The following is a 22,042-nucleotide window of genomic DNA, read 5'->3' as shown; positions in this document are numbered from 1 at the left end:
TTTATTTTTCATTATTGTTTTCCTGTTGCAGTTTTACCATCCGTGCAAATTCTCCACCTTTAGCCATGAGGTCTTCGGGCGTGCCCTGCTCGATAACCGTTCCGCCACCGAGCACCACGATGTGGTTGGCATTGCGGACGGTGCGCATGCGGTGAGCGATAATGATGACGGTCTTACCCTGCACCAGTTCGGAGATGCCCGCCTGAATCTTTGTCTCGTTCTCGGCATCAAGGCTGGCGGTGGCTTCGTCCAAGAGAATGACGGGAGCGTCTTTCAGAAGCGCACGGGCAATGGAGATACGCTGTCGCTCGCCACCTGAAAGGGTTTCGCCGTTCTCGCCGATAACGGTGTCGTATCCCTGCGGCATACGGCTGATGAAGTCGTCGCACTGTGCCAGTTGTGCCACACGCCGCACTTCCTCGTCGGTGGCATCACGCTTACCGATGCGAATATTGTCGGAAACGGAAGCATTGAAAAGCAACACGTCCTGAAACACCACGGCATAGTTGCGAAGCAGCGTCTCGGGGTCGATGTGAGCGATGTCGTTTCCGCCTAATAGAATCTTTCCACCGTCAATGTCCCAGAAGCGTGCGGCAAGTTTGGCAGTAGTGCTCTTTCCTCCTCCCGACGGACCGACAAGTGCCGTTACTTCTCCCTGCTTTGCTGTAAAGGAAACATTGTGCAATACTTGCTTTTCGGTTTCGTAGGCAAAGCTCACGTTGCGGAACTCGATGTCGTAATTATCCATTTTTACCTCCTTGCTTCCCTCCTGCTCCGGCATCGCTCCATTTCCTTCATGCGATTGATGCGCACATCGAGGAAAGCAAGGATGGCGAGGTTGTTGCACACGTCCTGAATAGGATTATAGACCATTGCCGAAACAAGGAGAAATGCCAGATAAATAAAGATTGACACCTCGCCTCTTTGCAACAACCATGCGCCAGTGATAATGACAGTAGGCATACCCAATTTTAATATCATAGCAGAAAGATTAACAAAAACACCTGCTACAAGTTCATGGTTGACCAATTCTTTTTCATAATCTTTCAACCTCTTATCAAAACTTTGGTTATAAGCCTTTTCTCCGCAATACGATTTGATTTCCTGTACACATTCCAATCCTTCCTGTACTTGCTCGGTAACCCCACGTTTCACATGATATAGGTGTACAAATGCTTTGTCCAGCTGATGTCTTGCCAAGAGCAAAGTTGCCAGAGCCATCGGCACCACCCAAAAGAGGGCGACAGCCAGTCGCCAGTCGTAGAAGAACAGGCTTACGGCTATGATGAACATGCTCAGCACCGATGCGAACAATTGGGGTACTGCATGAGAAAATATTTGCTCCAATGAGGTGCAGTCTTCCATAATGGTAGAAGTCAGGTCGGAAAGGTTACGCTCGCCGAAGAATGCTAACGGCAGACGGCGCAGTTTCTCTGCCAAACTGATGCGGCGTTGCGCACTCTCGTTATAGATGGTGGTATAGGTGCTGTCATACTGCCACCGGGCGATGAAGAACATCATGCCCATCAACACCACTGCCAACAATATATAAAACCACAATGTGTGTTGGTCGGTGCCAACTTCCAAGTATTCCATGAGGAAGAGGAAGAGGTAAGTGGGTGGCAACATCAGCGCAAGGTTGAGTAGCGTTGAGAAGACGATACCTCTGCGCAAGTCCTTTGCCCCTTTGTCCGAAAGGGTGAAACGGTTTTGAAAATATCTAATCATCTTGGTGTCTCCTTTGATTGGTTATAGTTTCCATGCCACTGCTTTCTGATATTCGTTCCACATCGTGTGATAGCGTCCCTGCAGGGTCATCAGTTCCTCGTGCGTTCCTTGTTCGGCTATCTGCCCATTGTCCACCACCACGATGCTGTCGGCATTCTGCACGGTGGTCAGTCGGTGAGCTATCATGAGGACGGTCTTGCTGTGAGTGAGGTGTGCCAGAGCCTTTCGGATAAGATGCTCGTTCTCAGGGTCGGCAAAGGCGGTAGCCTCATCAAGCACCACGATGGGTGCATCTTTCAGAATGGCACGCGCAAGGACGATGCGTTGCTGTTCACCACCGGAGAGGTAAGTGCCCTCCGCTCCAATGACCGTATCCAAACCTTGGGGCAGTCGGTCGATGATTTCACGGCTTTGCGAGAGGTCTATCGCCCGGTCTATCTGTTCTGCCGTTGCTTCGGGATTACCATAGCGTAGGTTCTCCAAGAGCGAGGTCTTGAACAGGCGGGTATTTTGGAATACAAACGACACGCTGCGCATCAGTTGCGACTTATCCATCTGCCGGACATCCACTCCGCCGATGCTCACACTTCCCTCACACACATCCCAAAAGCGGGGAATGAGCCGTGCTATGGTTGTCTTTCCGCTGCCCGAAGACCCAACGAGTGCCACCGTCTGCCCCTCGGGAATGGTGAGGCTGAGGTGGCTGACGGCATCCTTTTCCGCGCCGTCGTATCTGAACGAGACTTCCTCAAAACAAATGTCGCAGGCTTGTGGCATCCGGGGCGTGCCGCTCTCGGGCAGCGGAGCAGTATCGGTGAGTTTCTCCAATCTGTCCACCGCCTCATTGGCAAGGAATAGATTCTGACTGAGATACATCATCTTCATCACATTGGTTGCGATGACCGGTGTGATGACGATAAAGAGAATGAGGTCGGCCACGATGATCGCCACGCTTCCCCCATGCCCAATCAGGATGATACCTACCGGTACGAGGACGAAGGCAAAGGCGTTGATGGCAACGGTATAGGCCGACATAGGCGACCGCCACATCAGCGTGTACTGGATGACAAGGTCGCGATAGCGGATGATGCTGTCGTGGAACCGCTTGAACGAGAAGACCGTCTGCTGGAAAACCTTTACTACCGGAATGCCACGGACATACTCCACCGCCTCGCCGCTCATCTTCTCCTGTGCATCGAGATACATCCGCTGGAAATCGTTGTTCTTGGGATTCATCATATAGCCCATGATGCCGAAGGCACAGATGATTGGCAGCATGGCTGCCAAGCCCAATTGCCAATCGACCGTCAGCAGTAGCACCATGACGCCAACGGGGGCAACGATGCTCCCCGCCACATCGGGCAGGATGTGCGCCACGAAGGTGTGGGTCTGCGCTGAGTCCTCGTCAATGATTTTGCGCATACGTCCCGTGTTCTGCGTGTCGAAGAATCCAAGTGGCACGCGCATGAGTCGCTGCATTGCCTTGCGACGCATGTTGGTTTCGATGCGGAACGCAGCAAGATGCGAGAACATGAGTGCAGCAAAGTAGAGCAGCACGTTTGCCACCGACACGATGAAGGCGGCAAGGGCATAGTCCCATACGGGTGCATCGGCGAGACTGCCCTCCGCGGTGAGCAGCGTGCGCACCACAAGCCACAAAAGAACGAACGGGACGAGCGAGAGCAGTCCGTTGACTGCCGACAGCCCGACGGAGCAGGGCAGCAACCACTTGCGCCCTCCCATGTAAGCTCCTAATCGTTTGAGTGTTTTGAACATATCATGATTGTTTTTTTGAATGTTATCCTATGGTTTCATCAGCTCTTTCCAACCTGCCGTTCCAAAGGTGATGTACTGCATGAGTGCTTGTTTGACTTCCTCCTCACTATATTCCTCGTGTTCCACCAATTCGCAGAGAGAGTCGTCCAAGCCGAACTGGTGAGATGAATCAGAAATGGAGAGATGTTGGTGTTGATGTGTGGGTATCGTTCTTTCATCAGTCGGAGGTATTCCATGCCGACCTTCATTTGGTGATCAATGATTTTGTTTTTATACCCCTCCAACGAAGTTCCCTCGGCATTGAACAGCAACAGGCGCAGTTCGGGGCGGAACTGCTTGACAAGAGTGAGCATCGCCATGATGTGATTGATTTGCTGTTGCCGCAAATCGAACACGTCGAGCGAGAGAAATTCCTCATCATTATGCGAGAGGATATAGCGGTCAAGCGCGGTCAGCAATGGTTGCAATACCGCACAAAACAGTGTATCCTTACTGTCAAAATAATGATACAGGTTTCCCACAGTCACGCCAGCCTTACGCGCCACGTTTCTAATGCACGTACGCTGCACACCATTTTTGATAAACTCTCTATGGGCAACTTGCAATATGCGTTGCTTTATGTCTGTCTTCAATGTCTGCATAGTCAAATTTTAAGGAAAGGGAATATAATTCATTCATATCGCATGGGTAATCGGTGAGAATACGGTATCTTCAGAACTCCAGTTCCAGACCGATCATCACTTCCTCCGGAGCAAAGTGGATCCCAAAGCCGTCATTGCCGATTTCCCGCTCCTCACCTGTGAAATAGTTTTTCCGATAGCCCGCAAACCCCATGCGCATACAGAGGCACAGTCCTTTTGTCAGGTCCACGCATGCGCCCGGACGCAGTCCTATCTCGAAGCCGTGGTGCTTATCTGTTTTGTTCGGATCGGTTGGAGAGATGTAGTTGTAGCCGATGCCACCGTCTAAGTAGAGGTTGAACGGGCCTTTGTGAAGATAATAGTAGCGCGCGAAAGGCGAAATTTTAAGGGTGTGTGTCTTTTCGCGCTCATTATCGCCACGCTCGGAGTTGAAGGCATAACCCAACATGATGCCCGCGGCCCACGTTTCATTGAAGTGCCAGCCTATCTCGGGCAGAACTGCAAAGTGGTGGCTTTGGTTTTCGTGTTGTTCCAATAAGTAACGGCACCGCCTATGAACAATCCCTCTTCATGATCGTCTTCTTGAAAAGCCGAAGTGTGTTGCTCTTGCGTCCGGCCGATGAGTGGAACGAGTGATAGGATAAATATAAATAGCTGTTTTTTCATTATCAAAAAGTTTATTGATAGCTATAAGAAAAGTGAACGCCGTTCAATCTGACAGGTTAAAAAACGCACTTATCATTTTGATATAATGCGTTTTTTATTTGTAGAATGAACGTTCGGAATGATTTATTCTTTATTATTCCATTTCCACGCTTCATAAGCGAGCGCAATGCTCACTATGACCAGCATAGGATGGATAAAGAGCTGCGGAAGCTCAAAGCTGAATATCAGTTCCGTGCTATGTACCGTACAGAACAGGGCTGTGAAGGCGGCGAGACAGAGATGTACCGTCTTATGCCAGCGCTTGCGGGCATAGAGCGAAAGGAGCAATCCTGTCATTGGTATCGTGAGTGAAACAACGGCCATCAATACGAGCATTGACATCGGTGCTACACCATCGTTATAAACGGCAATGTTGGCATTCCAGAAAAGAGGTATCATGTCAGTCAGAGAATGCGCGGACATGCCTGCGACTATGGCAACCCATAGAATTGAAATTTTAAGATTCTTTTTCATCCTTATATGTTTTTAATTTTGAATGTTTAATTACCGGACGAATCCGGCAGGTTTCCTAATGAAGTGCTGTTCAAAGCGGGACAGCGCTTTTTCTTTTCGAGAAGCATTGTCCCGGTGTGGGACAGCGCTTATTCTTTCATTTAAGAGAATGTGCCAACTTTTTTGATACACCCTCAACTCGTTTAGTCGAGTGAAATCACTTTATAGGCACCACTTGGCGTCTTCACGCTTGGTTGCGTGGAACCCTTCCCTGTTGCCATATCGTAACGATAGAATCCTATGCCGTTGTCGGTATGTTCACCGAAATAAATGGAGCTTTCCACCTTGATGATGGCATTGGCAGCCCAGCCGCATGACGCTGGAAGAGGAAGTATACGACCTGTTTTCTTGTTTACGTCAATCTCGTAAGGGACATAACATTTGTTGACGATATAAGTCTGATCGTTGGGATCCTTTACGAGTGAAGGTTTATAGAGGAACGTGTAGATTTTTCCATTGCCGCCATAGGTCATGTACATACCGTAGGAGCCAACTTCCGCGCCTTCGGTTGTTTGCAGGCTCATATAGAAGTCCTTGTCAAAATCCGTTTCTCCCTTCTTGATGCGCAGCAGTCCGTCTTTGTACCCCTTGCCGGGCATAAACTGACACATCATTGCCGCACGAGGTCCCGTGTTGAAATAGATGTTACCGGCTTCATCCATAACAGGCGATGTATGTCCGACCATACCGAGGCTCGTTGCACGGTCATCCTTTATAACCTTTTCTACCTTATCGGTAGCTACGTCAATGACAGCTACTTGAGCAGGCGTCGCAAGAATTTCCTTCATAGACTTTGCTTGGTTGAGAGGGAGGAACAGCTTGCCGTCACGCACAATGCCATTGCCTCCGTCCGGATCTTTATCACCCTCTGCATAGGGAGACAGGTCTATTTCCTTCGTTACGCTCATTGTGCTCGGATTGAACACGATAAGTTGTCCGCGGCTTGCACATGTGACTGCATAAGCTTTGGTATCATTCGCAAATATGATTTCAACCACATTGGGTGAACCCGGGAAGGAAAGTGAACCCACAGGATGAGAAGACAGTTGTCCATTTGCGTTTACTTCGTATTTGTGGAGAGTTTGCTCGCCACCATAACCATACATCGAGCCGGACTGAAGATAAACATACTTTCCAAGTTTCTCCATGAAGAGGTGTCCTGTGGGAAGCGTTATGGCCTTGTCGTAAGACACGGACGTACCCTCGTTGAAATTCTCGAAGCTGGTGATGAAGAAGCTGTTGTCTGATTGTGCAGACATTAGGAAATGATGCTTCTTTTCAGACTGTGGATGGTCGTCATTGTTTTCTGAACAAGATGACACTGTTGTTGCAAACAGCAGGGTAAGACAAGGCAGTACCCAAAAGATTTTTTTTGCTTTCATGCTTTTTACTTATGTTTATATTTAGTTAATAATATATTTTATCTTCAAGTGAAATGTGCGCCTTTCCATCGGATAGCGAAATTCTGCCCAGTTTTCACGGTTGAGTAGGTTCCGTATCTCAAAGCTAAGCTGGCAATGTTTGTTGAAAGAATGGTGAACGGCAACGTCCCAACTGTATCTTGCCGGTATAAGCATTGTATTGTTATTGCTTGCTTCCCAGTTGTAGCTGAATTCTTTGGTAAATCCGAACGTAGAGGAAAAGGCTGAAGAAGAAGTCTTGCCCAGCAAACCATCTTTGTGCAGGCGTAATCCGACGTTGCCAAACAGATAAGGCATATTGGGGATTCGGTAGCGGTAGTGAAAATTTTCTCCGCCGCCTACGGCATCCTTTCTCATGTCGCGGGCATCTTGCCATGTGATATTTCCCTGTATGTCCAGCCAGCGGTTCAGCTTGCTGTCGATTTCCATATCCAGCCCCATCACCCGAACCTTGCCGATATTGTCATAAGCCATGTTCATGGAGCTATACATCAGTTTAATCATGTCTTTTGCACTCATGTAGAATGCATTCACCCCGATTCGCACCTGCGGATAAGAGTTGGCATCACTAAGCCATATTGCACCTGCATTGACGTTAAAACTACGCTCCGGACGAAGTTTCTCTGAAGGGAGGAGCAATACTCCGTCACCAAACAGCTCATCGGCTATGGGCATTCTCACGGTTGATTGCACTGAGGCTTTCAGTGTCAGTGCATTATTGGGGAGAAGATGAAATGCCATTGCCTCGCTCCAGCCAATCATTGTGCTGTGGTTGGTCGATGTTTTAAGCTTGTCTTGCAACATGATTGCTTCGGCAAACGGAAGGACTTCCGAGTGGTGACTAAAAAGTTTTACTCCTATTTCGTTGGTAAATTTACCACTGTTTAGATTCAATTTATGAGACAATCCGGATACTATGGCGTGTACCGTACTTGGGTATCCGCTTGTAGGCAGACGCGAGTATTGGTCGGCAAGTTCGTCTTTTGGCATCTTCCGACCATATCGGTAATTGGTGTTCCATGTGATAAGTTGATTGCCACCAATCTTATAAGTCAGGTTGAGTAATTCACGAATGGTAGTATGCCTGTCATGTGAATCGTTTGGAACAGAGCCAATCTCTCCGCGTCCTGAACCGCTTGGGAATCTGTTACCTATGAAATCGTAACAATAATGTGAAGTATCTACTTGATTGACGAGACTAAGACCAACAATGGAATGTAGTTGTGCGGTGAGTTTACCGTTTAAGAAACTTTTCTCAAGACTCAGTGCCGCATTGGCAGAACGTGTCCGCGTAAAGGCATGCTGAATATTATTTTGCACGTTCATCAATCCTCCTTGTATCTCTTTGCGATAGTAGTCGGCACTCAATGTGATGTCAAATCGGTCGAACCATAATTGTTGGCTGCTCACACCCACGTTAAAACCTCCATGCGTGTACGCATCGTGGTCGCGATGGATAATGCGCCCCAATTCAAAAGGAGAAGAAAAACTATAATTGTTTTTAGCATAGTTCATCGTGGCACCGGCGTGGAAAGCCGTTGAGGTCTTGCCAATATATTGCTTCAGTTGCAGACTGCCGATATAGGTATTGTATGATGCTACCTCAAATGCCATTTCCAAATGATTTTTGTTGAAGTCTTTCAGCCGGATGTTCACGGCACCGCCTAATCCGTCACCTCCCAGCCATGCAGGGATGATGCCTTTGTATATCTCCACTTCATCTACCATATCAAGAGGAATGCTGCTGAGTTGAAATTCATCGGAATTTCCCATAGGCATACCATTGACAAAAATACCGACGCGCTTACCGTCCATCCCTTGTACGATAATACGTGAAGCATTGCCCAGTCCGCCTTGTTGAGCTACTTTGATACCTGCGGCATTGTCAAGAATCTCGTTTAATGTCGCAGTCTTGTATTTAAGAGATTGACCATCTATAATGGTAACTGCGGACGGGACTTCACGGTGCTTTTGAGCCTTACTCTTTCCAAACACCAGTACATCAGATAAGATGTTGTTTAATGGCTGTAATTCCACATTACAGCAAATGCTGTCCTTGACATATGATTTTTTATTGAGTATTATGTTACGACTATTATATCCTACATATTGAACAATAATCTTTTTACTGCTTTTTGGAGGAAGTTCCATTCTAAACACGCCTGCATGATTCGAAATTGTTCCGATATTAGTATTTTCTAAAATAATAGAAGCTCCATCTAACGGCAGGTGAGTTTGCTCATCCGTAATTTGCCCATAAACGATTTTTTGAGCTAACATATTCTGCCATGTGAATGAGAAAATTAGCACCAATAGGAAGTTGTGAAAAATATTTTTATTACTCATGATTACTATTAAACTCCATTATTCTTTTGCAAAAAGTACTTGTTCTATTCTTTTTCTCAAAAATGAACAATAGTTAGTTTTGTTCACAAAAAAAAGCGCACCATTCTATGATGAATGATGCGCTTCTATGCTGTTTCAATACAGAAACTCTTTGTATATGATATTTATCCTTTGTCATAAACTTTTTTTTAGATGCTGCAAAGTTAGAAATAATGACATTTCTCCACAATACCCAAAAATAGTGATTTCTTATAAAACGCATTATTCAATAATGGGAGATTTCCTTGCTTTTCTCACGAGTTCCCGCCTTTTCTTTAATTCAAAATCTATAATATTATTGCTTTAATTTTGCTATTCGACAATGATTTATTCATCTTAAAAACAATGATTTATGGAATCGAACAACAATGACAATTATGTGCTGGTATTGGAAGACCGCACGGAAGTGAAGAACGAGAAAGAAGCAGGAAAACTCTCAGTGGTCTCTGGGATTGACGACAAAGGCAAGCTCCAAACAACGGAAGCCAAAAACGTGCATCAGGCAGCCTTTTTCAAGTTCAATAACAAGGACGGCTTGTTGAAGAACTTCATGACCAATTTCCTCAAACAGTTCAACGAGCCGTCACGCTTTGGACTTTACAAGGTAGTGGCAAACAACGTGGAGCAAGGTGTGGCATCGCTCCACACCATGCTGCAGAACCGTGAGAAGCCGGAGAATAAGCAGCAGTTGGCAGACAGTCAGGTGCGTTTTGATGATTTCCTGCCCAAGCAGAAGAACGCCACCGCCATCGACGAGTCGAAGATTGATTGGAAGCAGCTCGACAACCTCGGACTTACCCGTGAGCGATTGGAGCAGAGCGGAGAGTTAGACAAGATGCTGAACTGGCAGAAGAGCGACCTCGTTACCATCGCTATCCCTATGGGCGATACGACCATCTATACCGATGCCCGTTTGGCATTCCGTACCGATGGCGAGGGCAACATCGGCTTGGCAGTTCACCCTCTTCGCAAAGAGCCACAGCTCGACTTCCCCTATATGGGACACAAGTTCTCTCCCGAAGAGAAAGAGCAACTCCTTGCAACGGGCAATCTTGGCAAGACCATCGAAATTACACCCAAGAATGGTGAGCCATTTGCCGCCTACATTTCCATTGACCCGCAGACCAATGAACTCATTGCCTTGCGTGCTGACCGTGTGAACATCCCTAAGGAAATCAAGGGCGTTACACTTTCTGATGCACAGTATAAAGACCTTGTTGAGGCAAAGCCGTGAAAGTGGAAGGAATGACCGCCAAGAGTGGTAAGTCCTTCAATGCCACTCTGCAAGTCAATGCCGAGAAGAAAGGCATCGAGTTTATCTTCAAGAACAAGCAAGGCTTGAAGGAGCGACAGCAGCACTCTCAGCAACAAGGCGCACCACATAAGCTCTGCGGTTTGGAACTCTCCGACAAGCAGCGTGAGGCATTGGATAGCGGTCGCACGCTTTATCTGAAAAATATGGTGGACAAGGAAGGGCAACCTTTTAATGCCTACGTCAAGATGGACAAGGAACAGAACCGCCCCCGCTTTTACAAGTGGAATCCTGACAAGAAGCAGGAGACCGGCAAGGAAAAGGTGGTAGCCGTAGCCGAAGAACACAAAACACAGATTGCCGTAAACAACCAAGGTAAGACCAACGAAGCCACCAAGAACGTGAACGAGCCGTTAAAGTCCGGGCAGACACAGCCCACTGCTGCCCAAAAGCAGAAGCAGGACGAGAAGAAACAACAGCGCCGTGGACGTAAGATGTAACCCTTAAAATAATACCCGAATATGATTACTTGTATTATTGCCGAGAAGCCCTCGGTCGCCAGAGATATAGCCCGTATTGTAGGAGCAAACAATAGGCAAGACGGATTTTTAGAAGGTAGCGGTTATGTGGTAACATGGGCGATGGGACATCTCATCACCCTTGCCATGCCCGAAGCCTACGGTTTTGCTGCCTATAAAGCCGAAGACCTGCCCATTCGTCCCAATCCTTTCCAGCTTATCGTGCGACAAGTGCGCAAGGATAAGGAGTACACGTCAGACCCCGCAGCACTCAAACAGCTCAAAGCTATTCGAGGTTGTTTCGACAGAGCCGACCGCATCATCGTAGCCACCGATGCAGGGCGAGAAGGTGAACTCATCTTCCGCTATATCTATCACCATTTGAACTGCCATAAGCCTTTTGAAAGACTTTGGATTTCCTCGCTTACAGACAAAGCCATTCGTGAGGGACTTGCCCATCTCAAGGCAGGAGGCGCGTATGACAATCTCTATCACTCCGCCAAGGCAAGAAGCGAAGCCGACTGGCTTGTGGGCATCAATGCCAGCCGTGCCCTGTCCATCGCTCGCAAAGGCGGTTACTCTTTGGGGCGGGTACAGACCCCGACACTCGCTATGGTCTGCCGTCGGTACATAGAGAATCGTGATTTTTCTTCCGTTCCTTATTGGAAACTCTCCATCGCAGCAGAGAAAGAGGGCATATCGCTGAAAGCCGTGAGCAGCAGTGCTTTCGAGAATGAAGCCGATGCACAGTCCGCTCTCGCCATGCTTCGCGAACAGAGCCAGCTTACCGTGACTTCGGTCGCAAGAAAGGTAGGACATACGTCGCCACCCCTCTTGTTCGACCTTACTTCTTTACAAAAGGAAGCCAATAGAAAGTACGGCTTTTCAGCAGACAAGACCCTCTCAATAGCACAAAGCCTCTATGAGAAGAAAATCACGACCTATCCCCGCACCGGTAGCCGATACATTAGCGAAGACGTTTTCGAGGAAGTACCGTCTTGCTTGGCAAGATAGGACAAGGATTATCTTTCTCACTTAACCGCCACTCTGTGGACAACGACAAGGTAACCGACCACCATGCTATCATCCCTACAGGTGAAACTCCATCGGGACTATCGGCAGATGAAACAACTATCTACCAAATGGTAGTCCATCGTTTCATCGAAACCTTCTCTCCCGACTCAGAGGAAGAGCGGATGCAGGTGGAACTTACGGATGGTACAAACACCTTCATTTGGAAGGCGTGCCGAAATATTTCTTTGGGCTGGAAAGCCGTACAGCATAGTACTGGCACGAACGATGAAAAAGGCAAGGAGGACGAAGAACAGACTTTATCCGTATTGCCCAATCTAATAGAAAACGAGGTGTTACCACTGCTTTCTTCAGAAATTACTGTGCACAAGACCAAGCCCAAACCGCTCTATACAGAAGCGACTTTGCTTTCTGCTATGGAAAACGCAGGGAAAGAGGTATCAGATGCAGAAAGTAAAAGAGCAATGGCAGAGTGCGGCATCGGTACACCAGCCACTCGTGCCAATATCATCGAAACACTCATCTTGCGTGAATATATCCGTAGAGAAAAGAAAGCGATTGTCCCTACTGAAAAAGGCTTGGCAGTCTATGAGATTGTCAAAGACAAACGAATTGCCAATGCGGAGATGACAGGAAGTTGGGAACTGACCCTTGCCGCCATCGAAGCAGGACAGATGCCGCCCGAGAAATTCGCGCAAGGAATCAACTCCTACGTGGAGACTATTTGCGAGGAACTCCTCGCCCTTGCTCCACCGATGCAGAAATCATATCCTACTTACCGCTGCCCCAAATGTGGCAACGAAAGTGTGGGCATCTATGCCAAGATTGCCAAATGCAGGCACGAAGGCTGCGACTTCCACATCTTCCGTGAAATCTGCGGCACGTTCCTTTCCGAAGACAATATCCGTGATTTGATAATCACCGGGCGAACGCCCATTCTCAAAGGATTGACGAGTAAGGCTGGCAAAAAGTTCAACGCACGTCTTGTTCTGGGCGAAGACCACGCCACCGCCTTTGAGTTTGAAGGAAAGAAAGGAAAAGCACGAGGGAGATAGTTATTACAGACTCGGAGCTAAAATAAATTAGTCGGAAGATAGGAAAATTTCTATATGACTGAAATTATCTCCCGACTATTTTTCCGCTCCATAAAAAAGAACAACTATGGCATACAATAAGAAAGCAGTCTTGGAGGGCAACACGGAAGCCATCCGTGTGGTCCTTCGATTAGAAAAAGAACGTCGTGAAGCCACCGATGCCGAAAAAGTCTTGCTTAGAGGTTATCAAGGTTTCGGTGGTCTGAAATGCGTCTTAAACCGTTGTGATAATCCCGATGACCTTCGTTATTGGAGTGCATCGGAGCAAAACCTGTTCAAGCCTACCCAAAGACTCAAACAGATGATTTACCGTGATGCCGTCGATGCCAATACCGCTAAACGCTATTGGGAGAGCATCAAGCAAGCGTACTGACCTCTTTCTATACCGACACCCGTATCGTCTCCGCCATTGCCGATGCCCTAAGTTCCACCGATGTGCAAGTAAGACGATGCCTGGACCCTTCCGCAGGTATGGGAGCCTTTACCGAAACCTTTGCCAAAAGTGCCGGTATGGTCGATGCTATTGAAAAAGACCTGCTGACGGCACGCATCACACAAGCCCTCCATCCTTATGGTAAGGATAATATCTTTGTTCGGCAAGAACCCTTTGAAGCTATCGGTGAATTGGAAGACAAGGACAAGTACGACCTTATCACCAGCAACATCCCATTTGGCGACTTTATGGTTTATGACCGTGATTATAGCAAGGGAGAGAATATCCTTAAACGGGAATCCACCAGAACCATTCACAATTATTTCTTTGTGAAAGGGCTGGACACTATCAAAGAGGGCGGACTTCTTGCATTTATTACCTCGCAGGGCGTATTGGACAGCCCCAAGAATGAAGCCATCCGCCGTTACCTCATGCAGAACAGCCGACTTATCTCCGCTATCCGTTTGCCTTCGGGTATGTTCTCCGAGAATGCGGGTACGGATGTGGGCAGCGACCTCATTGTCCTGCAAAAGCAGTCGGGCAAAGAAATTGGTGAGGGCATTGAGCAGCAGTTTGTACAAACTGCCTCTGTTCCCAAAGGCGATGGCTTTTCTATTGCGTTCAACCATAACTCCCTCTTCGAGGGCGAATGGAAGGATATTTCCCACCGCACGATTGCCACAGAGCGCACGATGGTACAGACCCTTACGGCAAGCCCGCTTGGGAATATACGTTTGACGGCAGTATCGAGGATATGACTGACAGCCTGCGTACACAACTCTCTTTGGAAGTGGAGCAGCGTTTCGATCGTAAACTCTATGAAACTGGCATACCCATGAACGGGGAGGAATGGCAGGTACACGTGGACAAAATGGTGCAGAAAGTGCAAGAAAACATAAAAACGGAAGGAATACCTCAAGAACAGGAAATCAAGGATAAGGAGGAAAAGAAAGAGGACAAGGAAGATGAAAAAGAAGAAGAAAATGCCTACAATTTGATGCCCGACAGCACCAAGAAGCAACTTCCCAAGCTCTATGCAACGGAAAAACGGCTCATTGGCGACCGCACGGCATACGCTCGCTATTTCTTTCCTATGGGAGCCTATACCGCATATATGTTGGAATACGACCCCAAAGAACGCATCGGTTTTGGTGCCGTAACGATGGGCTATGGCTGGGAACTTGGGTATATGTCCCTTAAAGAAATGGAGGAAGTAAAGGTCAAAGGCTTGGGTATTGAGCGGGACTTATACTTCAAACCCACAAAATTGCACGAGATTGCGGAGCTGGAAGAGATTGTCAGAGGACAATACACCAAAGAACCCATCATTGAGGAAGTCAAGGATGAAAGCCGTCAGGAAGTTCTGAGACCCGTGCAGGAAGACACTCAACCCCAAGAGAATATCGAAGAAGGTAATAAGATAGTGGGAGATGAAGCAAAAGACGAAGCAGAGACAAAAAAAGAAGCACAAGCTGCACAGGTACTTCCAACAATAGAGCCTGAAAATGAACCTGCTCCCGAAGGTGTCCCCGTAATCACCCTTCAAAGACAATATGAGCAGGCAAGTCATGAAATTCGCACGGACGTGGAAGCCCCACGTGAAATGAACGGACAGACGGTATTCTTTGATGAAGACCATCATCCGATTATGGATAGCACCATAGAGACCGAAGCAACGGAGCAGCTCTTGTTTGCCCCGGAAGAGTATAGTCTTTGGACACAAGATGTAACCCGTGTAAATAATGAAATCAAAGAGGCTGCTCAACAAAAGAAGGTCAGCGATAACCAACCGCTTTCTGCGAGCAGGCAACCTAAACCGACAAGAAGTACACCCACCAGTCCCCGCAGAAACAAGAAAACTGCATCGACTCCCGTCAGAGAGCCCTCGCTCTTTGACTTTATGGAGGAAGCCGAGCCTCGTAAGCCACAGCCCATAGCAGAAGTCAAGAAAGAGTTTGACGCTTCACCGCGTCCCTTTCTCTCATCGCCCGACTCTCATCTGAGGGACGGCTCTATTGTCGTGCAGAAAGGACAGGTCGGTTTTCTCTCTGACTTGAAACGGCATCCTACCTTCAATCCGATGGACCTGCCCTTTGCCCAGCTCTCACGGCTGAAAGCATACATTGAGATTAGAGAAAGTTATCACCGACTCTATGATTATGAGGCGAACAACCAAGCGGAGGACAAGGAAGAGCGTGAGAAACTCAACCGGCTTTATGACGGCTATGTAGGTCGTTGGGGGTACTTTAACCAGAAGGGAAACACCGATATCATCAAGATGGATGCCACCGGAGTGGAAATGCTGTTTTTGGAACGCTCCGAGAACGGCAAATACATCAAGGCGGACATCTTCGACCATCCGACGGCTTTCTCCACCTCCGAGCTTTCCATTGCCGCAGACCCGATGGAGGCATTGGGCGCATCACTCAACAAGTACGGTACGGTGGAACTTGATTATATGAGCTCCCTGCTTCCCGATATGGAAGAGAGTGATATGCTTTCCGCCTTGGAAGGACGCATCTTCTTTAATCCCGAAGAGGACGGCTATGAGGTAGCCGACAAGTTCATTTCAGGCAATGTGATTGAAAAGGCGGAGCGTATCGAGTCGTGGCTCTTGGAGCATCCAGAGCATGAGGAAGCGAAACAGAGTCTGACTGCCCTGCGTGCCGCCACGCCAACGCCCATTCCCTTTGCTGATTTGGACTTCAATCTCGGTGAACGCTGGATACCTGCTAAAGTCTATGGTAGGTTTGCCTCGGAGTTTTTCGGGACGGATATTAGCGTATCCTACCATTCCAACATGGACGAGTACAGCATTGTCTGCGACCGAAAGAATGCCAATATCTGGCACAAGTATGCCGTACAGGGGGAGTTCCGCCGTTATGATGGCATCAATCTCCTCAAGCACGCCCTGCACAATACCATTCCCGACATCAACAAGAGTAAGGAAGTGACGGACAAGGTTACGGGAGAGAGGAAGACCATTAAAGTAAGGGACGGACATGCCATCCAGATGGCGAATGCCAAGATTGAGGAAATCAGACAGGGCTTTGTAGATTGGCTCGGACGTACGCCCGACACGTTCAAGGAGCAGTTATCCGACCGTTACAACCGCCTTTTCAATTGCTTTGTGCGACCAAACTTTGACGGCACGCATCAGACTTTTCCCGACCTTGACTTGAAACGGTTGGGCATAACCGACCTATATAAAAGCCAGAAGAATGCCGTATGGATGCTCAAGACCAACGGCGGTGGTATCTGCGACCACGAGGTGGGAGCGGGCAAGACGCTTATCATGTGTACGGCAGCATACGAGATGAAACGCTTGGGATTGGCGAACAAGCCGATGATTATCGGACTGAAGGCGAATGTTTTCGACATTGCAGACACCTTCCGCAAGGCTTACCCCAATGCCAAGGTTCTCTATCCGGGCAAGAACGATTTTAACAAGCAGAACCGCCAGCGTATATTCAACGACATCAAGAACAACGATTGGGATTGTATTATCTTAACGCATGAGCAGTTCGGTATGATACCCCAAGCCTTAGAAATACAAGAGGCTATCTTACAAAAGGAGAAAGACTCTGTAGAAGAAAACCTTGAAGTATTGCGCCAACAAGGAGCAGACATTTCCCGTGCCATGCTCAAAGGATTGGAGAAACGCAAGCAGACCTTGGAGGCGAAGTTACAGGGTATTCAAGACAGCATAGCCGAGCGCAAGGACGATGCTGTGGACTTTAAGATGATGGGCATTGACCATCTCTTTGTAGATGAGAGCCATCAATTCAAGAACTTGATGTTCAACACCCGCCACGATAGAGTGTCGGGATTGGGCAATCCTGACGGCTCACAGCGTGCGCTCAATATGCTCTTTGCCATTCGCACTATACAGGAGCGGTCGGGCAAGGATCTGGGGGCAACCTTCCTTTCGGGAACGACCATCAGCAACTCACTGACAGAATTGTACCTTCTGTTTAAGTACCTGCGCCCACAGGCATTGGAAAGGCAGGGTATCAACAGCTTTGACGCGTGGGCGGCGGTCTTTGCCAAGAAATCAACCGACTATGAGTTTTCCATCACGAATGAGATTATTCAGAAGGAACGCTTCAGAACATTCATCAAAGTGCCGGAAGTTGCCTCGTTCTATGCGGAAGTATGGGAGTAGAAAGCAGAATATGGCATAAAATTCATATCTGACTGAAATACAGCGGATATTGCTTGTTTCTTCTTAGGGTTGCATCATAGAAAACAGGCAGAAAAGGGAGCGAAAAGGAGGGAGTTCAGTTACCAAATCGTTCGAAAAACGATGAAAGGAAAAGGACGGCTGAAAGTGGTAACTAAAACGGCGTTTTCTCTTTCATTATCAATGTTTTGCACCACTCAAAGTTCCTCAAAGAAGTGTAATTTTGCAAGTAAAAAACAATGGAAAAAGAAAAATTCAAGCTGCTTTTCTACCTCAAGAGAGGTACGCAGGACAAAAACGGAAAAAGTCCCATCATGGGACGCATCAGCGCAGGAAGCTCTATGGTACAGTTCAGTTGCAAATGCTCGTGTACTCCTCGTTTGTGGGACAGTCGCAAGAACCGACTGCTGGGCAAGAGTGCCGAAGCCGTATCGGTAAACAAGGAACTTGACCGCCTTCAGGTGAGTATACACAAGGTTTATGAGTCTCTTTCGGGTAAATCCGATGCTCCCATCACGGCAGAGCGAGTACGGGAGCTTGTATTCGGACTGAACAGTGAGTCACAAGGACTGCTTTATCATACGGACGAGTATATCGACCGCTTCCGTGAGCGTGTGGGCATAGACCGCAGCGAACGCAGACTAAAATGCCTGCTGCTTTTCCGCAAGCATCTGGCAAACTTCGTCAGGTATCGTTATCATGTGGAGGATATTCCCGTACAGAAAGTGGACACAGTCCTCATCAAAGACTTGGAGGACTACTTCGCCAAAGAAAAGGGATTCAAGCTCAACACTTCGGCTGGTTATCTCTCCATGCTGGCTTCCTTGCTCAAAGACCTGCATAAACGGCACATCATTGACACCTATCCCTTCATCAACCATTCCATTCGTTGGGAAGTGGGCACTCCACGTTACATCACAAGGGAAGAGGTAGGTCGTATCGCAGCCTTGGGAGAAGATAAATTGCAAGGCTATGAAAAAGTGTCGAGGGATATGTTCCTTTTCTCCTGCCTGACGGGGCTTTCCTATACCGACGTGTATCACTTGACGGAGCAGCACGTCTTTCACGAAGCGGGAATGACTTGGATATGCAAGCCGAGAGTGAAGACGGGCAACGTGTGCCACATCCCCCTACTTCCCGAAGCCGCTGCCATTATCAAGCGTTATCGGGGTATTCACACGAGGGCTTTCCGACACGAACCGCCCAAGGGGTATCTGCTGCCCATACCCGGATGCGACACGGTAAACATACACCTCAAAAAGATAGCACGGCTTTGCGGTATTCAGAAAACGCTGACCTATCACATGGCACGGCATACCTTTGCATCGCAGATGACACTGTCGGAAGGCGTGTCCATTGAGAGCGTTTCCAAAATGCTCGGACACAGTCAAATCAAAACCACGCAAGTGTATGCGGAGACTTCTCCCGAGCGTGTCTTTCTGGACATAGAGAAAATACTTCCACAACTCGCACATTATCAACTGACCAACTAAAACCGCAGAACAATGAAAAGTACATTTGCCATACTATTCTACATAGATAGAAGCAAGACCAATGAAGACGGACTATGCGTAATCCGTTGCCGTATCACCTGTAACGGAACGTCCTCATCGTTTTCCACGCAGTTGCAAACTTCCCCCGACGAGTGGCTTGCCCGAAAAGGGTGCATCAAGGCGACAACAGGTAATTCAAGCGGCATCAATCTGCAACTGAACTCAATAGAAGAGTGCTTGCATTCACTCTATGAACGTACATTAAGGGAAGAAAACTATATCACGGCGGAATACCTCAAGGAGCGTTATATGCAGCAAAGTCGCCCCATGCCAACACTTACGGAGTTATATCAATCCGTTTGTGAATACAAGGAGGAATTGCAGGGCAGAACCTTAAGCAAGGCAACCGTCAGGGCTTTTAAGGACAGCTACAAGAGTTTTGTTCATTTCCTGCAAGTAAGGGAAAGGGCAGACTGTATGCCCACAGAGATGGACAAGACTTTGCTTGAGGATTATCGCCTTTTCATGCTTCGGGACTTGGGAAACAAGGAAAGCAGTGTCGGCAACCGCCTACGCCACTTGCATCAGGTCATTCGCAAGGCATTGCAGGAGCGATACGTTCGTGAAGACCCTTTTGAACTCATAGACATAGAAACGCCTACCTACGAGCGCAATGCACTTACGGCGGACGACCTGCAAAAACTCTTGGCTTACCGTCCGCACCGCTCGACAGACAACCATTGCAGACTTATTTTCCTCTTGGGCTGTTTCACGGGGCTGGCATTCTCAGACTTAAAGAAACTCCGAATGGACGATGTTTATACATTCGGGGATGGGCGTAGGTACATATCGCTCTGTCGAACAAAGACACAGAACAGAAGTATTGTCCCGTTGCTGCCCGTTGCCGAGAAAATACTCGCCATTGTGAGCCACGAACGAAGGGAGGGGCTTTTCTTTCGAGAGTTTCCCAGCAACAGTAATTTCAATAGAACTATTCAGGAGATATGTATTAAGGCAGGACTGCCACCGCATACCCAAGCGACCTCACACACCGCACGGCACACCTTTGCCACGACCATCTGTCTGGAGAACGGACTTCCGATAGAGACGGTGAGCAAGATGCTGGGGCATCGCTTTATCTCCACGACCGAGATTTATGCACGGGTGACCAAGAGCAAGATTGCCAAGGAAATGCAACCCCTGATGGGTAGTGAGCATACAAGGTACTGCGTAAAGCCTTACGGCTGTGTCCGTCAAGAACACCGAAAAAGTCAAGTCCCATAATTGGGCTGTAACAGCCGTAATGAATGAATCAAAAAAGAAGTCTAACTTTTTAACAAGAAGAACAATGAAACAGAAGAACAAAAAGGAAGTTTCCTTCTTCCGATTGAAGTTGGAAAGCTATATGAGTGAACATCACCCGAGCGATTGGGAGACAAGGAGTTTATCACGGCAAGAGCCGATATGGCACTGACCGCCTACTGCGATGCCGTGGCGCAAGGTTTTAATCATTTAGAAGCAGAAAGAATAGCAAGTGAAGTGCTTTTCAGTGGACTGCATTTCTCAAAGTACGATACCCTTGTTTCTGTCTTGGAGGACGAGTTTGAGAGGGAACTTCCTGCACCGCTCCCCGAGAGGCTTTCGCTTTTATTGTTGGCGAACAAGGCTGTTCAAGCCACATTCGCTGGGTATGAACTGACGGACGCATTTGCCGCAAGCGGACAATACGACCGTCTTTACACCGAACTGACAGGCACAATAGTGCTGCTCATCGAGAGCAACAACCTGCCAACGGTCAAACAGACGGAGGAAGCAAGCCCGAAGGCGTTGTAGGCAAAGGCGCACGCAAAGTTCCTGATGCCGTTTCTTATCGTGCAAAGGTACAACGGCAGCCTGTCTGCCCTGAAAGGTCAAGTCCTGTGGATGAAGAGAAGAATCTCCACCGCAGGATTTTTCTTTTTCAAGGCAGTACTACAATTCTCAATATCCGTGCGGTCGTATTCATCTCTCCCAACCTTGCAGGGCAAGGCTGCCGTAGAGAGATAGGCACGACAAGAATACGGCATACTCAGGCTCTTTGGACGCAAAAGCGAATTGTAGAAACAATAGTTAGAACTAACGATTGTCTTAACAATCTTATTATATGACAAGCCATTTTTTGTACAACTTATTGTCTGTACAATTTGTTGTCATAACAATTTGTTGTCATAACAATTTGTTGTCAAGACTATCTGTTGTCAAGACTATCTGTTGTCAAAACAAACTATCGTCAAAACAAACTATCGTCAAAACAAACTATCGTCAAAACAAACTATTGATAGTTCGACATCTCGATTTGTCGAACTATCGAACTGTCGATAGACCAACAAATATGCAATAAAAGGAAAGAACTGGCACCTCATCTCATTACCGCAATAACGCTGAGGGATTTCCTCGTGGTCTTTTCTCTTGTTTTCCTGACATTTCCCTGCTTTTCCTCATCCCTTGTAGCGATGCTCTTGACCACTTACTTTTGCACCCGATAAGTACGGCAACGGGCAGCGTAACAGCTCGTTTGCCGAGTAACAATAACGTAATCAAAACAAAATTAAGGCAATGAAACTCATTATCATCGACCGCAAAGTGTGGGAGCGACACCGCTCCGAGTTTGCAGACTTTATCCACCGAGTGAAAAAACTCATCGGCAATCCTCCCGAGACCGAGCAATGGCTCAACAACGAAGCCGTGTGCAAGCGTTTGGGTATCAGCAAGCGTACCCTGCAATCATACCGAGATACGGGGAAAATCCCTTTCTCAATGATTGGACACAAGTGTTATTACAAACAGACCGACATCAGCGAAATGCTGAATGAAGTCAAAAAATGAATG

Annotated in this window: 12 protein-coding genes and 6 pseudogenes; 9 read left to right on the top strand and 9 right to left on the bottom strand. The window is 47.7% G+C overall.

Features of this window, described 5'->3' with window-relative positions; all coding sequences use genetic code 11:
- Window position 1: 1 nt before the first annotated feature.
- The 8 genes and pseudogenes from JCM12259_RS13805 to JCM12259_RS04380 all read right to left on the bottom strand — a co-directional run bounded on the left by JCM12259_RS13805 (window position 2) and on the right by JCM12259_RS04380 (window position 9,064).
- Window positions 2–1,728: pseudogene (locus JCM12259_RS13805) on the bottom strand (ABC transporter ATP-binding protein).
- Window positions 1,729–1,749: 21 nt separating this feature from the next.
- Window positions 1,750–3,504 carry an ABC transporter ATP-binding protein gene (locus JCM12259_RS04405; protein WP_025065558.1) on the bottom strand — a complete coding sequence of 585 codons (1,755 nt, stop codon included), beginning with the start codon at window positions 3,502–3,504 and terminating at the stop codon, window positions 1,750–1,752.
- 27 nt (window positions 3,505–3,531) lie between these two features.
- Window positions 3,532–4,145, bottom strand: a pseudogene (locus JCM12259_RS13800) (TetR/AcrR family transcriptional regulator).
- 70 nt (window positions 4,146–4,215) lie between these two features.
- The gene (locus JCM12259_RS13795) at window positions 4,216–4,680 is read right to left on the bottom strand and encodes an outer membrane beta-barrel protein (RefSeq protein ID WP_234396544.1); all 465 of its coding nucleotides are present in this window, start codon (window positions 4,678–4,680) and stop codon (window positions 4,216–4,218) included.
- A complete protein-coding gene (locus JCM12259_RS17165; protein WP_234396543.1) occupies window positions 4,629–4,811 on the bottom strand; it encodes a hypothetical protein in 183 nt (60 codons plus the stop codon). Before JCM12259_RS17165 ends, JCM12259_RS13795 begins: the two co-directional genes overlap by 52 nt.
- A gap of 123 nt (window positions 4,812–4,934) precedes the next feature.
- A complete protein-coding gene (locus JCM12259_RS04390) occupies window positions 4,935–5,324 on the bottom strand; it encodes a hypothetical protein (RefSeq protein WP_106042318.1) in 390 nt (129 codons plus the stop codon).
- Between the two features lie 182 nt (window positions 5,325–5,506).
- Window positions 5,507–6,745 carry a DUF4374 domain-containing protein gene (locus JCM12259_RS04385; protein WP_051132058.1) on the bottom strand — a complete coding sequence of 413 codons (1,239 nt, stop codon included), beginning with the start codon at window positions 6,743–6,745 and terminating at the stop codon, window positions 5,507–5,509.
- 21 nt (window positions 6,746–6,766) lie between these two features.
- Window positions 6,767–9,064 (bottom strand): TonB-dependent receptor, encoded by a 2,298-nt coding sequence (locus JCM12259_RS04380; RefSeq protein WP_159105370.1) that lies wholly within the window; start codon window positions 9,062–9,064, stop codon window positions 6,767–6,769.
- Window positions 9,065–9,521: 457 nt separating this feature from the next.
- Here JCM12259_RS04380 and JCM12259_RS13790 point away from each other — a divergent pair.
- The 8 genes and pseudogenes from JCM12259_RS13790 to JCM12259_RS13770 all read left to right on the top strand — a co-directional run bounded on the left by JCM12259_RS13790 (window position 9,522) and on the right by JCM12259_RS13770 (window position 21,007).
- Window positions 9,522–10,921, top strand: a pseudogene (locus tag JCM12259_RS13790) (DUF3945 domain-containing protein).
- A gap of 21 nt (window positions 10,922–10,942) precedes the next feature.
- A pseudogene (locus tag JCM12259_RS13785) lies at window positions 10,943–13,026 on the top strand (type IA DNA topoisomerase).
- A 106-nt stretch (window positions 13,027–13,132) separates the two neighbouring features.
- Complete coding sequence (locus JCM12259_RS17840; RefSeq protein ID WP_441294693.1) at window positions 13,133–13,438, top strand: hypothetical protein; 306 nt, start codon at window positions 13,133–13,135, stop codon at window positions 13,436–13,438.
- The gene (locus tag JCM12259_RS17835; RefSeq protein ID WP_441294692.1) at window positions 13,411–14,256 is read left to right on the top strand and encodes an N-6 DNA methylase; all 846 of its coding nucleotides are present in this window, start codon (window positions 13,411–13,413) and stop codon (window positions 14,254–14,256) included. Before JCM12259_RS17840 ends, JCM12259_RS17835 begins: the two co-directional genes overlap by 28 nt.
- On the top strand, window positions 14,148–17,663 hold the full coding sequence (locus JCM12259_RS13780) for a helicase-like domain-containing protein (protein ID WP_441294691.1): 3,516 nt from the start codon (window positions 14,148–14,150) through the stop codon (window positions 17,661–17,663). Before JCM12259_RS17835 ends, JCM12259_RS13780 begins: the two co-directional genes overlap by 109 nt.
- Before the next feature lie 257 nt (window positions 17,664–17,920).
- Window positions 17,921–19,174 carry a site-specific integrase gene (locus JCM12259_RS04360; RefSeq protein WP_025065554.1) on the top strand — a complete coding sequence of 418 codons (1,254 nt, stop codon included), beginning with the start codon at window positions 17,921–17,923 and terminating at the stop codon, window positions 19,172–19,174.
- A 12-nt stretch (window positions 19,175–19,186) separates the two neighbouring features.
- Window positions 19,187–20,469: pseudogene (locus tag JCM12259_RS13775) on the top strand (site-specific integrase).
- 53 nt (window positions 20,470–20,522) lie between these two features.
- Window positions 20,523–21,007 (top strand): annotated as a pseudogene (locus JCM12259_RS13770) (DUF1896 domain-containing protein).
- Between the two features lie 77 nt (window positions 21,008–21,084).
- Here the strand turns inward: JCM12259_RS13770 and JCM12259_RS16910 are convergent.
- Window positions 21,085–21,240, bottom strand: a complete 156-nt coding sequence (locus JCM12259_RS16910; protein ID WP_172792998.1) for a hypothetical protein — start codon at window positions 21,238–21,240, stop codon at window positions 21,085–21,087.
- 529 nt (window positions 21,241–21,769) lie between these two features.
- Here JCM12259_RS16910 and JCM12259_RS04345 point away from each other — a divergent pair.
- A complete protein-coding gene (locus JCM12259_RS04345) occupies window positions 21,770–22,039 on the top strand; it encodes a helix-turn-helix domain-containing protein (protein ID WP_023983530.1) in 270 nt (89 codons plus the stop codon).
- Window positions 22,040–22,042: the final 3 nt, after the last annotated feature.

Origin of the sequence: Hoylesella enoeca JCM 12259, from assembly GCF_000613405.1 — a bacterium.
Lineage (GTDB): Bacteria > Bacteroidota > Bacteroidia > Bacteroidales > Bacteroidaceae > Prevotella > Prevotella enoeca.
The sequence above is the reverse complement of the archived record's forward strand: the minus strand, read 5'-3'. Positions and strand labels throughout refer to the sequence as shown.